The following is a 13,550-nucleotide window of genomic DNA, read 5'->3' as shown; positions in this document are numbered from 1 at the left end:
CCGGGAAGGGGTGCGGGCGCCTCGCCGCACTCAGGAAGAGGCCCCGCTGGAGGCCTGTTGCTCTCTGGCCGCGAACTCGAACTCCTGCCGCGGATGGGTGAGCGCCCCCAGGGCCACGATGTCCCGCCGGAAGAACAGCGCGAGGGTCCAGTCGATGAGCACCCGCACCTTCCGGTTGAAGGTCGGCACCCGTGACAGGTGATACGTCCGGTGCACGAACCACGCCACAGGCCCGCGCAGCCGCTGCCCGTAGATCTGCGCGACCCCCTTGTGCAGCCCCAGGCTGGCGACCGACCCGGCGTAGGCGTGCCGGTACTGCCGCAGCGGCTGCCGCCGCACCACCGCGAGGACGTTGTCCGCCAGGACCCGTGCCTGCCGTACCGCGTGCTGGGCGTTGGGCGCGCAGTACTCCCCCGGCTTGGTGAGGTCGGGTACGGCGGCGCAGTCCCCCGCGGTGAAGACGCCTTCACGCCCTTCGACGGTGAGGAAGGCGGTCGCCTTGACCCGCCCCTTGTCGTCCACGGGCAGGTCGCCCTGCCGTACGACGGGGTGGGGTTTGACGCCGGCGGTCCACACGAGGGTGGCCGCGTCGAGTTCGGTGCCGTCGTCGAGCACGATGTGCCCGTCCTTGGCCGATTCGAGCCGGGTGCGCAGGCGGACGTCGATGCCGCGGGCGCGGAGCTGTTCGAGCGTCCAGCGCCCCATCTCCGGCCCGACCTCGGGCAGGATGCGGTCGGTGGCCTCGATGAGCATCCAGCGCAGGTCGCCGGCGTTCAGGCCGGGGTAGGCGCGGATGGCGTCGTGGGCCATGTCCTCCAGCTCGGCGAGGGCCTCGACGCCGGCGAAGCCCGCGCCGACGAAGACGAAGGTGAGCGCTTCGCGGCGGATGTCGGGGTCGTCGGTGGAGGCGGCCAGGTCGAGCTGGGCCAGGACGTGGTTGCGCAGGTGGATGGCCTCTTCGACGGTCTTGAAGCCGATGCCCGCGTCGGCGAGGCCCGGGACGGGCAGGGTGCGCGAGATGGAGCCGGGCGCGACGACCAGCAGGTCGTAGCCGAGCCGGCGGGCGCGGCCGCGGTGCGGGGCGAACTCGACGGTGCGGGTGCCGGTGTCGATCCGGGTGACCCAGCCGTTGAGGATGGTGCACCGGTTGAGCACGCGGCGGAGTGGGACGACGACGTGCCGCGGTTCGAGGTTGCCGGCGGCGGCTTCTGGCAGGAACGGCTGGTAGGTCATGTACGAGTCGGCGTCGATCACGGTGATCTGAGCCTCGCCGCGGCGTAGCGCCCGTTGCAGGCGTAGCGCGGTGTACATGCCTACATAGCCGCCTCCGACGATCAAGATGCGGGATGTCATGGTTCATCCCTTCCCCCGGCGACCGGCCGAAACCGCTCCCACCCGACGGACCCGCGGCCCCCGTCCCCTCAGGTCAGCTCTTGCCCCCGAAGCGCATCGTCACCCGGCTCCCGTCGGACTCGGTGCGGAAGGAGATGTCGGAGGCCAGCAGCCGCGCCACCCACAGCCCCATCCCGCTGGTGGAGCGGGGACCGGGAGCCGGCCGGTACGGCGGCGTCCAGAGACCCTGATCGTGGATCTCCACGATCAGGTCTCCCCCGTCCACCCACGTGGACAGGTACGCCGTGTCGAAGAGTCCGTGCGTGACGGCGTTGGTGGCGACCTCGTTGACCGCGATCACCACGTCCGCCACGCCCTGCTCGCTGAGCCCGATCGATCGGGCGGCGTTCTCGGCGAGGTCCCGGATTCTGGACAGGTCGGACAGCCGGAATGTCAGACGTTCGACTGGCACTCCGGCTGGGGGCTTTGGAAATCCGTCCATTCGCCAGCTTTCAGCCGACCAGTTCCGCCCGGAGTTGGTCGAGGACCTTCCGCAGGATTCTGGAGACGTGCATCTGGGAGATGCCGAATTCGGCCGCGATCTCCGCTTGGGTCATGTTACCGAAGAAGCGGAGCAGGAGAATGTTCTTCTCCCGATGCGGCAGGGCGTCGATGAGCGGGCGGACCGACTCGCTGTCCACCATGGTGCCCAGGGTGTCGTCCTCGTCGGGAATCACCTCGCCCAGCGACGCGGCGTCCTCCTCGGAGCCCAGCGGGGCGTCGAGCGAGAGCGTGCTGTAGGCGGCGGAGGCGTCCAGCGTCAGCAGGACTTCTTCCTCGCTGATGTTCATCTTGGCGGCCAGTTCGGCCACGGTGGGCGAGCGGCCGAGGTCCTGGCTCAGGTCGGAGACCAGGCGGTTCAGCTCGGAGCGGCGCTCCTGGTAGAGGCGCGGCACGCGGATGGCCCACGTGCGGTCGCGGAAGTGGCGCTTGACCTCGCCGGTCATGGTGACCACGGCGTAGCCGCGGAAGGCGTGGCCGAGCTCGGCGTCGAAGCCGTTGATGGCCTTCATGAGGCCGACGTAGGCCGCCTGGAGCAGGTCTTCCAGCGGCTCGCCGCGGTAGCGGTAGCGCCGGGCGATCTCCATGGCCAGCGGCCGGTGCATCTCGACGATGCGCTCGCGCAGGCGTTCCCTGGTGTAGTCGGCGATCTCCGGCCGGTTCATGTCGGCCAGCAGTTCTTCCGCCGTCATGTCTTCGAGCACTCGTTCCCGCAGAGTCATCTCTGTGTCCTTCTATGGGGGAGAGCCTCTGCAACGAGAAAAAGCCCATGCAGAGGCAACCGTTTTTGCCGAAGCCCTCTGCTGGACTTGGAGACAGTATCCCCCATCCGGGGCGAAGTATTCAACCCGGTTGCCGTGACAGTAAGGTTGCCGCGTGGACAACACCCTCGAATTGACCTCTACCGCGGCCGGCGGCTTCACCGTCGTCAGAGTCGAGGGCGTGCTGGACGCCACCACCCGCGACCAGTTCGCCGACGGCCTGGCCGCCGCGCCCGGTGACCTGCTGCTGGAGCTGTCGGGGGTGACCTTCATGGACTCGCGCGCGCTGGGTCTGATCGTGCATCGCTGGCAGGCCAACCTCACCGACGGGGCCAAGTTCGGGCTCGTCGGCGTCCGCTACAGCACGGCCAAGGTGATGTGGATCACTGGGCTGGCCGAGCGGCTGCCGATGTACGGCACGCTGGAGGAGGCCCTGGCCTCCGCATGAGCCCCGCTCATTTGCGCTTGGAGTGCTCCTCCACCAGCAGTTTCGCCAGATCGGCCACTTTCACCTGGTGATGCTGGGAAATCCGCCGCAGCTCGTCGAACGCCTCTTCGGCCGAGCATCCGCTGGTCTTCATGATGATGCCCTTGGCCTGGTCGATGATGGCCCGGCCGGCCAGCGCCTCCTGCAACTGCGCCGCTCCGGTGCGGACCTCGTCGAAGTCGTACAGGTTGGCCATGGCCACGCCGAGCTGTTCGGCCAGCATCTCCCCCAGCGCGGGCGCCGCCTGCTCGGGGAAGGCCCGCGGGCGGACCGAGTAGAGGCCGACGACGAGCTGGTAGGAGGCCACCTCGACCGGCACCATCAGCGCCGAGCGCACCCCGCGCGTGGTGGCCAGCGCCGCGTAGCGCGGCCAGCGCGGCTCGCGCAGCAGGTCGCCGGCGAAGGCGCGATTGCCGCTCTGCCGGGCTTCGACGGAGGGCCCTTCGCCGAGTGCCCGTTCCCCTTCGACCAGGGCGATCAGTTCGGTGTGCGAGGCCGAGACGAGCAGCCGGCGGTTGCCCGCCCACTGCTCGGCCGAACCCCCGGAGCAGCCGGGCACCCCGGCGCTCAGGGCGTTGGTCAGGCCGTGCAGGACGCGTTCGATGGAGGTGTCCTCACCCAGCCTGGCCAGCGCGGCCAGTTCCCGGGCGAGCGCGGGCGTGATCACATCTGTCCCCTTCCCACTATGGATACGTTAATCCGGGATGGCGTAGCGTCGTGCCCAGGAGGCTGACTTGACCGAACCGATCGGAGCGAGCGCGCTGGAGCATGCCGTGGAGGAGCTCGCCGAGCGCGTGAACTCCTTGCGCGCCGCGAAATCGGCGTATCCACGCGACCTGGCGCCCACGCTCGAAGCCGCTCTGGCCGAACTCGACACGGCCATGGAGCTGCTGGAGGCTGCCCACGAGGAGCTGCGCAAGGGCCAGTCCGGGCGCAAGGGCGGCGGTGGCGGCCAGCGTGAGCTCAAGCTGCTGCGGCAGGTCTACCGCGCCTTCCCGGTCCCGGTCGTGGTCCTCGACGGCGGCGGCGTGGTCCGCCGGGTGAACCCGGAGACCACCCGCCTGCTCGGCAGCCCCGACGGCTACCTGGTCGGCCGCGCCTTCCCGCTGCTGGTCGACGTCTCGCGCCGGGCCGCGTTCCGCTCGCACCTCACCTCGGTGCTGCAGACCGGGCAGACCACCGCGTTCGAGTCGCGCCTGGCCCACCAGGGCCGCGCCCATCGGGTACGGCTGGCGCTGACCCGGCTGACGATGCCGGGCGAGCCCCAGCAGATGGTCGCCGTGGTCGCCCTGCCGCTGGAGGTCGAGCCGCCGGCCCCGCCGAGCGCCGAGCACGCCCCCGAGCAGGCCGAGCTGCTGGTCGCCGCGGCCCGCCGCCAGGACCTGCTGTCGCGGCTGGCGCAGTTGCTGCTGGACGCCGACAGCCTGTCCCAGCCGGTCGCGCTGGCCCGGGCCAGCCGCCTGCTCTCGACGGAGCTGGCCGACTGGGTCATCGCCGACCTGGTGCGCGACGGCCGGTTGCGGCGCGCGACGGTCGTGCCGCCCCGCGACCAGCCGCCCGGCGGGCTGCTGCGCACGGTCGAGCAGGCCTCGCCGGTCTACCGGGTGCTGGAGCGCGGCTCCGGCGAGGTGCACGAGATGGTCGAGGACGAGACGCTGCTCGGCGTGAGCGAGGACGGCCCGCTGCTGGCCGTCATGGAGGCCGGCTCGATGGTGTCGGCGCCGATCGGCGACGGCGAGGGCGTGCTGACCCTGGTGCGCTCGTCAGGGCGGCCGCCGTTCACGCTGGCCGACCTCGGCCTGGTCGAGGAGGTCGGCCGCCAGCTCGGGCTGGCGCTGCGGGCCCAGCAGACCTTCGCCAGCCGTGCCCGCGCCGCCGACGCGCTGTCGTCCAGCGTGGTGCCGCGGGCGCTGCCGGACGTGCCGGGCTTCGAGGCGGCCGCGATCTACCACCCGGGCGCCTCGGTGGGCGCGGAGTTCTACGACGTCTTCCCGGTCTCCGACGGCTGGGGCTTCGCCCTGGGCGGCGCGGTCGGCCGCGGCCAGGAGGCCGCCTCGGTCAGCGCGATGGTGCGCGGCGGGCTGCGGGTGCTGAGCGTGTGGGAGCCGGAGCCCGCGGAGGCGGTGCGCAAGGTCAACGAGGCGCTGGTCGCCCAGGGCACCGGCATGTTCGTGATGGCGCTGGCCGGCTACGTCTCGGGGCGGCGCATCCGGCTGGCCTCGGCCGGGCACCACCCGGCGGCGCTGGTCCAGCCCGACGGGACCGTGCGCTTCCTCGCCGGGGGCGGCATGCCGCTGGGCATCTCGCCCGAGGCCGGGACGGCCGTGGAGGAGCTCACCCTCTCGCACGGGCAGTTGCTGGTCTTCTATTCCGAGGGGCTGCTGTCCTCGCGGGACGCCTCCGGCCAGCCGTACGGGGAGGACCGGCTCGCCGACGCGCTCGCCCGCTGCGTGGGGCAGGCGCCGTCGACCGTGGTCAAGGCCCTGGAGGAGGACCGCGCCGCCTTCTCCGGCGGGCAGGTCTGGGACGAGATCGTGGTGCTCGCCCTTCGCGCCGTTTGATTCCTGGCGGAATAGGGGTATAACTAGATGAGCTGATCGTGCCTAAGACGCAGGCACACCACCAAGGAGCCCCCTTCCCTGACAGGTGTGCCATGAACATAGCTATCGTTGCCTCTACCGAAGGCACTCGGCGCCATCAGATTCTCTCCGCCGCCCGTGAGCTCGGCCGCGAGCACCGTGTCACCATCTACTCGCGCCGCCAGAGTGACGACAGCAAGCCTCGCGTCAGGGTCGCTCCCGGCGTCGTTCTGGAACACCTCGACGTCGGCCCGAGCCGCTCGCTGCGCCCGGAAGAGGTCGCTCCCTACATCGCGGGCGTCGGCGACGAGCTGGCCCGCCGCTGGACCAAGGAGCGCCCCGACCTGGTGCACGCCCACTCCTGGACCGCCGGGCTGGCCTCCGTGGCCGCCTCGGCCGGGCTGGGCGTCCCGGTGACGCAGACCTTCTTCGCCCCGCACCGCGGCCAGCACGTACGGCTGGAGCGGGCGCTGGGCCGGCGCGCCAACTCGGTCATCGCCCGTTGCCTCGACGAGGAGGCCGAGCTCATCCGCCTCGGTGTGCCCAGGGAGCACATCGCGGTCGTGCCGTACGGCGTGGACACCGAGCGGTTCCGCCGCCAGGGCCCGTCGGCCGCGCGCGGCTCGCGCCCGAGACTGCTGCACGTGGGCCGGATCTCGGCCGGCGGCGGCGCCCCGACCGTGATCAGGGCACTGGCCGGGCTGCCGGACGTCGAGCTGGTCATCGCCGGCGGGCCCCCGCCCGAGCTGCTGGGCGGCGACGCCGACGCGGCCGGCCTGATGGCGCTGGCCGAGCAGGTCGGCGTGGCCGACCGGGTCACGCTCCTGGGCCAGGTCGCCCGCACCACGGTTCCCAAGCTGATGCGCGGCGCCGACATCGTCGTCACCCTGCCGCGTGAGGCCGGGACCGGCACCGTCGCGCTGGAGGCCATGGCCTGCGGCGTGCCGGTCATCGCCTCGGCGGTCGGCTCGCACCTCGACTCGGTCGTGGACGGCGTCACCGGCGTGCTGGTCCCGCCGGACCGCCCGGCCCGCACCGCCCGCCTCACCCGCGAGCTGCTGGCCAACCCGACCCGGCGCACCGCCATCGGGTACGCCGGCGCCGACCGCGCCCGCTCGCGCTACAGCTGGGAGCGCATCGGGCAGGAGCTGATCCGCGTCTACGAGGACACGCTCACCACCGCCGCGCCCGCCGCGCAGTAGAACCACCTCTTCCAGGGCCCGTACGGCAGCGCCGTACGGGCCCTGGCAGGTCCGGGCACGCCGCGGCGGAATCTGCGAGTCTGGCAGGCATGGAGACCGAGGAAGCCAAAGCCCTGGCCCGTGCCTTACGCAGGCTCCTGGACCAGGCCCATCAGCTCATCGACGAGACCCGCCCGCCCTCCGAGCTCGTCGCCCGGGTGTCCGGGCACCTCGGCTGCACGGTGCGTGAACTGGTCTGCGTCTCGCAGACCTTCCCGGTGTGGGAGCACGTCAACCTGCAGCGCGGCGTGGACGCCTACCTCGGCGCCGGTGCCGACTGGTTCGGCCTGTCCGGCCCGAGCCGCCATCACAACGACATCGTGAACATCCTGGCCGTGGCCGAGCGCGGCCAGGAGAGCTTCGAACTCGGCTCCGTCGACTACACCACCGCGGCGGTCGGGCCGGACGAGACCACCGAGGTGATCACCTTCGGGCTGGTGCGCGCGAGCGCTCCGGGCGGCGAGCCGGTGGTGCTCAGCCTGCGCGGACCGGCCGAGCAGTTCGGCATGGAGGGCTGCCGCATCGACGTGCTGGCCCGCGACCGCGCCGCGGCCACCGCCACCCGCGACGAGATCGAGCGCCTGATGCGGGCCGACGACCTGTTCCGCGGCCAGATCCTCACCTTCGGCTTCTCCGAGCACCGCGGCAACAAGCTGGTCACCTTCCTGCCGCGGCCCGTCCTCGACCCCGACCAGGTGGTGCTGCCCGAGGGCGTGCTGGAGGCGATCGAGCGGCACGTCGTCGGCATCGCCGAGCACGCCGGGACGCTCGTCGCGCACGGCCAGCACGTCAAGCGCGGCCTGCTGCTGCACGGGCCGCCGGGCACCGGCAAGACGCACACCGTGCGCTACCTGATGGGCCGGCTGCCGGAGGTGACGGTCCTGCTGATGGCGGGCACCGCGCTGCGCTTCGTGTCCGAGGCCGCCGCGCTCGCCCGGCGGCTGCAGCCGGCCATCGTGGTGCTGGAGGACGTCGACCTGGTCGCCCGCGACCGCGGCTTCTCCCCCGAGGGCAGCCCGCTGCTGTTCACCCTGTTCGACGCGATGGACGGGGTGGTCTCCGAGGCGGACGTCACCTTCGTGCTGACCACCAACCGGGTGGAGATCCTGGAGGACGCGCTGGCCAACCGGCCCGGGCGGGTGGACCTGGCGATCGAGGTGCCCAAACCGGACGCGCGGGCCCGGCGGGCCCTGCTGGAGCTCTACAGCCGGGGGCTGCGGCTGGAGGCCGACCTGGAGCCGGTCGTCGAGCGGACCGAGGGCATGACCGCCTCGTTCTTCAAGGAGCTGCTGCGCCGTACCGTGCTGGCGGCGCTGGCGGAGAACGGCCAGGTGGGGGTGCTGACCTCGGCGCACCTGGACGCGGCGCTGACCGAGATGCTCAGTGCCCGGGAGGCGCTGACGCGCTCCATGCTCGGCGCGGGCGAGGGCTCCGGGGCCGGCGTGCACGAGGCGCTGCCGATGGCCCGTCCGGGGCTAAATGTCCGACCACCCTTCTTCCGAATGTGACTTCTGGTTCCATAGGTCACATGCCTCTCAGAACTATCATGGCGCTCGCCCTCGCCGTCCCCGCTCCGGGAGCCGGCTGGGGAGCGCCGGCGTTCGTGGAGAACTTCGACCGGCTCGACACCGGCAAGTGGATGGTCTACCACTCCCCCACCGCTTCCGAGAACCCGCGCACCGGCAAGGCCGTCTCGGTCTCCGGCGGCGTCCTGAAGATCACCGGCGGCTTCTACGGCGGCAAGGACCTGTCCGGCGGCCTGGCGACGCGCAAGACGCAGACCTACGGCCGCTGGGAGGTCCGCTTCCGCGCCGAGGCCGGCGCGGGCTACACCCCGGTCGCGCTGCTCATGGCCTCCGACCGGGGCGAGCACGCCGAGATCGACTTCGCCGAGATCATCGACCCCAAGCGGCAGGGCGGCGGCATCTTCGTGCACGCCGGCGACGAGCGCGCCGACAAGCAACTGCGGGCCGACTTCACCCGCTGGCGGACGGTGGCCGTCGACTGGCTGCCCGGCCGGCTGACCTTCTGGCTCGACGGGGAGAAGGTCTGGGACTACCGCGGCCCGCACGTGCCCGACGGCCGGGCCATGGGCCTGGCCCTCCAGCACGACGTGGTCTGCAACCAGTGGTCACCGTGCCGCGGCGGCTCCACCCCGAAGACCGTCTCCATGTACGTGGACTGGGTGAAGATCTACCGCGCACCCCGCTCCTAGAGGCACCCGGCCCTGCGGGCGAGATCGGCAGCTTCCGCCGGTGCTGCTCCCAGGGCTATAAAGAGGGACATGAGCGGGCCTCGGGGACGGTTACCGGTATTTGTCACCGTGGCCGGCGCTCTGGCGTTGCTGTCAGGCGTCATCGTCGCCGCCTTGGTGCTGGTTCCCGCGGTCGGTGAGAGTCTTCGCGGTGTGGTGAGCGTGCGATGCTCGCCACATCCGCACACGTTCGATGCGCGAACATGGGATCTGTCGAACGGAGTGCTCATCGGGGGCCGCGACCTGCAGGTGGCCCGGCCCACCGCCTCCGAACTGGTCCTGGTCCACGGGGAAACGGGGCTGGTCGCCCTGTGCGCGCTGGGAGCGGGCGTTGCGCTTTTCCGCCTGTCCCGATCACTGCTCCGGGACGCGGTTTCCCTGCGGCGCTTCGCAGTACGGCTGGAGGGGGTCGGCTGGCTCTGCGTGCTCGTCATGGTCGCCGGGCCGCTGATGCCGTACTACGCCTCCGTCGCGGTGCTTGACCGGCTCGGCTTCTCGGGTCAATGCGGATACGTCTACAGTGCGTTGTCCGCAATCCCGGCGATCATCGGGGCGCTGATGTTCGTCGCGGCTGGGTGGCTGCGACGAACAGGCGTGGGCCGCGTCCCCTAGAGCAGGCGGGCCGCCTTCACGCCGAGGTGGACGGCGAGGCGGTCGTCGCCGTCGGCGAGGTCGCGGCCGAGCTGCTTCTCGGCCTTGCCCAGCCGGTAGTAGAGGGTCTGGCGGTGGATGCCGAGCTCGGCGGCGGTCTTCTGGACGTGGCCGCCTAGGTCGAGGTAAGTCTCCACGGTCAGGACCAGTTCGGGGTCGAGCGGGGCGATCTCGGCGTGCAGGTCCTTGAGGTCGGCCCGGCTCAGCCTGGCCAGCAGCCGGTGCACGCCGAGCTCCTCCCAGCGGGCCACCGGCGCGAAGCGCGGGAAGTGCTCGGCGACGCGCAGCGCGTGGCGGGCCTCGCGCCAGCTCATCCACGCCTCCGCCGGGTCCTGGCGGGTGCCGCCCAGGCCGGCGGCGGTGCCGTACAGGCCGCGGACGGTCAGGGCGACCTCGACGGCCAGGTGCGCCGGGGCGAGCAGCGCCACCGGCGAGCCGGCGCGGGACAGGACGCCGCGCGGCAGGGTCCAGAGCGGGACGGCGCGCTCGGACTCGCGGACGGCGATCGCGGTCACCGGGCCGCGCACGTCGAGCGTGGAGCGGTCGTCGGGGTCGGGCGAGAGCAGCAGGTCGAGCTCGCGGCCGAGGTCCTGGCGGCTGCGGGCCTCCTGGGCGAGGCTGGCGGCGGCCCGGGCGACCAGCGGGGCGGCCCGGCCGAGCAGGTCGTCGCTGAGCGCGCCGGAGTCGAGCAGCCACAGGTAGCCGTAGGTGACCTCGCGGTAGCGCAGCGGCCAGCAGACGCGGGCCTTGAGCCCGTCGCCGGCCGGGATGCGGACCGGGCCGTCGGCGTGGGCGATGCCGAAGCGCTCGAAGTAGTCGCGGACCTGCTGCGAGGCGGCCCGGCGGAGGATGGACTCCTGGCGCACCGCGTCGAGCTCGCCGTGCTGCGCGCCGTACGCGAGCAGGCGGAAGGTACGGTCTTCGAGCGTCGCGGAGGCGCCGAGCACGCGGGCGATCTCGTCGACCGTCTCCTGGAGTTCTGCGGTGTTGTGCATTTGTCGAACAGCATGCCACATCCGGCGTTACGGACGTCGATAGGAGCGCCCTGAGCTGGGCATTTACGCTGGAGCTATGCTCGGTCAACTTCTGCTCGCCGCCTCGCGGAGCGGCCTCGTGCGCCGCTCGGTCTCCGGCCTGCCGCTCACGCGCCAGGTCGTCGACCGGTTCGTGGCCGGCGAGAGCACCCAGGACGCGGTCACCGCCATCCAGCGCCTGACCGACGGCAAGCTCACGGTCACCGTCGACCATCTGGGCGAGGAGACACGCGACGCGGCCGCCGCCACCGCGACCGCCAAGGCGTACACCACGCTGATGGACGCGCTGCGCGCCGCCGGCATCGAGGCCGAGGCCTCGGTGAAGCTCTCCGCGGTCGGCCAGGCCTTCGACGAGAAGATGGCGCTGGAGCACGCGCGGGAGATCTGCGCGGCCAGCCCCATGGTCACCCTCGACATGGAGGACCACACCACGGTCGACTCGACGCTGGGCATCCTGCGCGAGCTGCGCCGCGACTTCCCGCAGACCGGCGTCGCCATCCAGGCCTACCTGCACCGCACCGAGGGCGACCTGCGCGACCTGGTGCACGAGGGGTCGCGGGTGCGCCTGGTGAAGGGCGCCTACCGTGAGCCGGCCTCGGTCGCCCACCAGAAGAAGTCCGAGGTGGACCGGGCCTACGTGCGGGCCTTGAGGATCCTCATGGCGGGGAAGGGTTACCCCATGGTGGCCACCCACGACGACCGGCTGGTGAACATCACCGAGCTGCTCGCCGACCGCTTCGGCCGCACCTTCGGCGACTACGAGTACCAGATGTTGTACGGCATCCGGACCGACCGGCAGGAGCAGCTCGCCGCCGCCGGGCACACGGTCCGCGTCTACGTGCCCTACGGCGACGACTGGTACGGGTACTTCATGCGCCGCCTCGCCGAGCGCCCGGCCAACGTCGCCTTCTTCCTTCGTGCCCTTGGGGGTAAGTGATCATGGATGCCTTCACCAACGTCCCGGTCCCGGCCAACGAGCCGGTGTTCAGCTACGCGCCGGGCAGCGCCGAGCGCGCGGCGCTGGAGAGCCGGGTCAAGGAGCTGGCGGGCAACGCCATCGACCTGACCATGACGATCGACGGCGTCGAGCGGATGGGCGGCGGCGCGTCGATCGACGTGGTGCAGCCGCACAACAAGAGCAGCGTTCTGGGTCGTACCAACGACGCTACGACCCAGGACGTGCAGGACGCCATCGACGCCGCGCTCCGGGTCGCCCCGGCGTGGCGCTCGATGTCCTTCGACGAGCGGGCGGCGATCTTCCTCCGCGCGGCGGACCTGCTGGCCGGGCCGTGGCGGCAGACGCTGAACGCGGCCACGCTGCTCGGGCAGTCGAAGACGCCGCAGCAGGCGGAGATCGACTCGGCGTGCGAGTTCATCGACTTCCTGCGGTTCAACGTGGCCTACGCGCGCCAGCTCTACACCGAGCAGCCGGTGTCCTCGCCGGGCGTGTGGAACCGGATGGAGTACCGGCCCCTCGAGGGCTTCGTGCTGGCGATCACGCCGTTCAACTTCACCGCCATCGCCGGGAACCTGCCGACGTCCGCCGCTCTGATGGGCAACGTCGTGCTGTGGAAGCCGTCGCCGACGCAGCAGTTCGCCGCGCACTTCACCATGCGCCTGCTGGAGGCCGCCGGCCTGCCGCCCGGGGTCATCAACCTCGTCACCGGCAACGGCTCGGCCGTCTCCGAGGTCGCCATGAAGCACCCGGCGCTGGCCGGCATCCACTTCACCGGCTCCACCCCGACCTTCCAGCACCTGTGGCGCACCGTCGGCGAGAACATCGCCGGCTACCACTCCTACCCGCGCCTGGTCGGCGAGACCGGCGGCAAGGACTTCGTGCTGGCCCACCCGTCGGCCGACCCGGCCGTGCTCACCACCGCGCTCATCCGCGGCGCCTTCGAGTACCAGGGCCAGAAGTGCTCGGCCGCCTCGCGCACCTACATCCCGCGCTCGATCTGGTCGCTCATCAAGGACGACCTGGTCGCCACCGCCGAGTCGCTCACCATCGGCGACCTGGCCGCCGACCTGTCGCTCTTCATGGGCGCCGTCATCGACGACCGGGCCTTCGCCAAGCACAAGGCCGCCATCGACCGGGCCCGCGCCACCTCGGGCCTGGAGCTGCTGACCGGCTCCTACGACGACTCCACCGGGTACTTCGTCAGGCCGACCATCATCGTCGGCGACGACCCGACGGACGAGATCTTCGTCAAGGAGTACTTCGGGCCGATCCTCGGGGTGCACGTCTACGACGACGCCGACTTCGACTCGGTGCTCGACCAGATGGAGTCCGCCTCGCCGTACGCGCTGACCGGCTCGCTGATCGCGCAGGACCGGCAGGTCATCGAGTCGGCCTCCGAGCGGCTGCGGTTCGCGGCGGGCAACTACTACATCAACGACAAGCCCACCGGCGCCGTCGTCGGCCAGCAGCCCTTCGGCGGGGCTCGCGCCTCGGGCACCAACGACAAGGCCGGGTCGATCTTCAACCTGATCCGCTGGGTGAACGCCCGGACGATCAAGGAGAGCTTCGTGCCGCCGGTCGTCAAGGGGCCCTACCGGGGTGACATCCCGCAGTCGGGGTGGCAGGAGCCCGACCTGAAGAAGCTCGGGTTCTGAGCATCCCGTTGAACGTGGCGACGCCCCCGGAGATCCG

Annotated in this window: 13 protein-coding genes; 8 read left to right on the top strand and 5 right to left on the bottom strand. The window is 71.6% G+C overall.

The window, feature by feature from the left end:
- Positions 1 to 30: 30 nt before the first annotated feature.
- From AB0I67_RS18930 to AB0I67_RS18920, 3 genes are all read right to left on the bottom strand, one after another.
- The gene (locus AB0I67_RS18930; RefSeq protein WP_357924842.1) at positions 31 to 1,353 is read right to left on the bottom strand and encodes an NAD(P)/FAD-dependent oxidoreductase; all 1,323 of its coding nucleotides are present in this window, start codon (positions 1,351 to 1,353) and stop codon (positions 31 to 33) included.
- A gap of 73 nt (positions 1,354 to 1,426) precedes the next feature.
- Positions 1,427 to 1,804, bottom strand: a complete 378-nt coding sequence (locus AB0I67_RS18925) for an ATP-binding protein (protein WP_357924839.1) — start codon at positions 1,802 to 1,804, stop codon at positions 1,427 to 1,429.
- Positions 1,805 to 1,844: 40 nt separating this feature from the next.
- A complete protein-coding gene (locus AB0I67_RS18920) occupies positions 1,845 to 2,615 on the bottom strand; it encodes a SigB/SigF/SigG family RNA polymerase sigma factor (RefSeq protein ID WP_357924838.1) in 771 nt (256 codons plus the stop codon).
- 154 nt (positions 2,616 to 2,769) lie between these two features.
- Here AB0I67_RS18920 and AB0I67_RS18915 point away from each other — a divergent pair, with 154 nt between their 5' ends.
- On the top strand, positions 2,770 to 3,102 hold the full coding sequence (locus AB0I67_RS18915) for an anti-sigma factor antagonist (protein ID WP_357924836.1): 333 nt from the start codon (positions 2,770 to 2,772) through the stop codon (positions 3,100 to 3,102).
- A 7-nt stretch (positions 3,103 to 3,109) separates the two neighbouring features.
- On the opposite strand, the gene AB0I67_RS18910 is transcribed toward AB0I67_RS18915, so the two are convergent.
- Positions 3,110 to 3,808 (bottom strand): GAF and ANTAR domain-containing protein, encoded by a 699-nt coding sequence (locus tag AB0I67_RS18910; RefSeq protein ID WP_357924834.1) that lies wholly within the window; start codon positions 3,806 to 3,808, stop codon positions 3,110 to 3,112.
- 67 nt (positions 3,809 to 3,875) lie between these two features.
- Here AB0I67_RS18910 and AB0I67_RS18905 point away from each other — a divergent pair, with 67 nt between their 5' ends.
- The 5 genes from AB0I67_RS18905 (at position 3,876) to AB0I67_RS18885 (ending at position 9,827) form a co-directional block, all read left to right on the top strand.
- Complete coding sequence (locus tag AB0I67_RS18905) at positions 3,876 to 5,702, top strand: SpoIIE family protein phosphatase (RefSeq protein ID WP_357924832.1); 1,827 nt, start codon at positions 3,876 to 3,878, stop codon at positions 5,700 to 5,702.
- Positions 5,703 to 5,794: 92 nt separating this feature from the next.
- A complete protein-coding gene (locus AB0I67_RS18900; RefSeq protein WP_357924830.1) occupies positions 5,795 to 6,922 on the top strand; it encodes a glycosyltransferase in 1,128 nt (375 codons plus the stop codon).
- 89 nt (positions 6,923 to 7,011) lie between these two features.
- Positions 7,012 to 8,469: an ATP-binding protein gene (locus tag AB0I67_RS18895; RefSeq protein ID WP_357924828.1), complete on the top strand. Its 1,458-nt coding sequence runs from the start codon at positions 7,012 to 7,014 to the stop codon at positions 8,467 to 8,469.
- 20 nt (positions 8,470 to 8,489) lie between these two features.
- Positions 8,490 to 9,176, top strand: coding sequence for a glycoside hydrolase family 16 protein (locus AB0I67_RS18890; RefSeq protein ID WP_357924826.1), 687 nt, complete (start codon positions 8,490 to 8,492; stop codon positions 9,174 to 9,176).
- A 69-nt stretch (positions 9,177 to 9,245) separates the two neighbouring features.
- Positions 9,246 to 9,827 carry a hypothetical protein gene (locus AB0I67_RS18885; protein ID WP_357924823.1) on the top strand — a complete coding sequence of 194 codons (582 nt, stop codon included), beginning with the start codon at positions 9,246 to 9,248 and terminating at the stop codon, positions 9,825 to 9,827.
- Here AB0I67_RS18885 and AB0I67_RS18880 read toward each other — a convergent pair.
- Positions 9,824 to 10,861: a helix-turn-helix domain-containing protein gene (locus AB0I67_RS18880; protein ID WP_357924821.1), complete on the bottom strand. Its 1,038-nt coding sequence runs from the start codon at positions 10,859 to 10,861 to the stop codon at positions 9,824 to 9,826. The two genes, AB0I67_RS18885 and AB0I67_RS18880, sit on opposite strands and share 4 nt — an antisense overlap.
- Before the next feature lie 76 nt (positions 10,862 to 10,937).
- Between AB0I67_RS18880 and AB0I67_RS18875 the strand changes: the two genes are divergently transcribed.
- Both AB0I67_RS18875 and pruA read left to right on the top strand, forming a co-directional pair.
- The gene (locus AB0I67_RS18875; RefSeq protein ID WP_357924818.1) at positions 10,938 to 11,837 is read left to right on the top strand and encodes a proline dehydrogenase family protein; all 900 of its coding nucleotides are present in this window, start codon (positions 10,938 to 10,940) and stop codon (positions 11,835 to 11,837) included.
- A 2-nt stretch (positions 11,838 to 11,839) separates the two neighbouring features.
- Positions 11,840 to 13,513, top strand: a complete 1,674-nt coding sequence (gene pruA, locus AB0I67_RS18870) for an L-glutamate gamma-semialdehyde dehydrogenase (RefSeq protein ID WP_357924816.1) — start codon at positions 11,840 to 11,842, stop codon at positions 13,511 to 13,513.
- Positions 13,514 to 13,550 lie beyond the last annotated feature (37 nt).

This window comes from Nonomuraea sp. NPDC050310, assembly GCF_040655795.1.
In the GTDB taxonomy this organism is placed as follows: Bacteria; Actinomycetota; Actinomycetes; order Streptosporangiales; family Streptosporangiaceae; genus Nonomuraea.
This window is presented reverse-complemented; position numbering and strand designations above follow the sequence as displayed.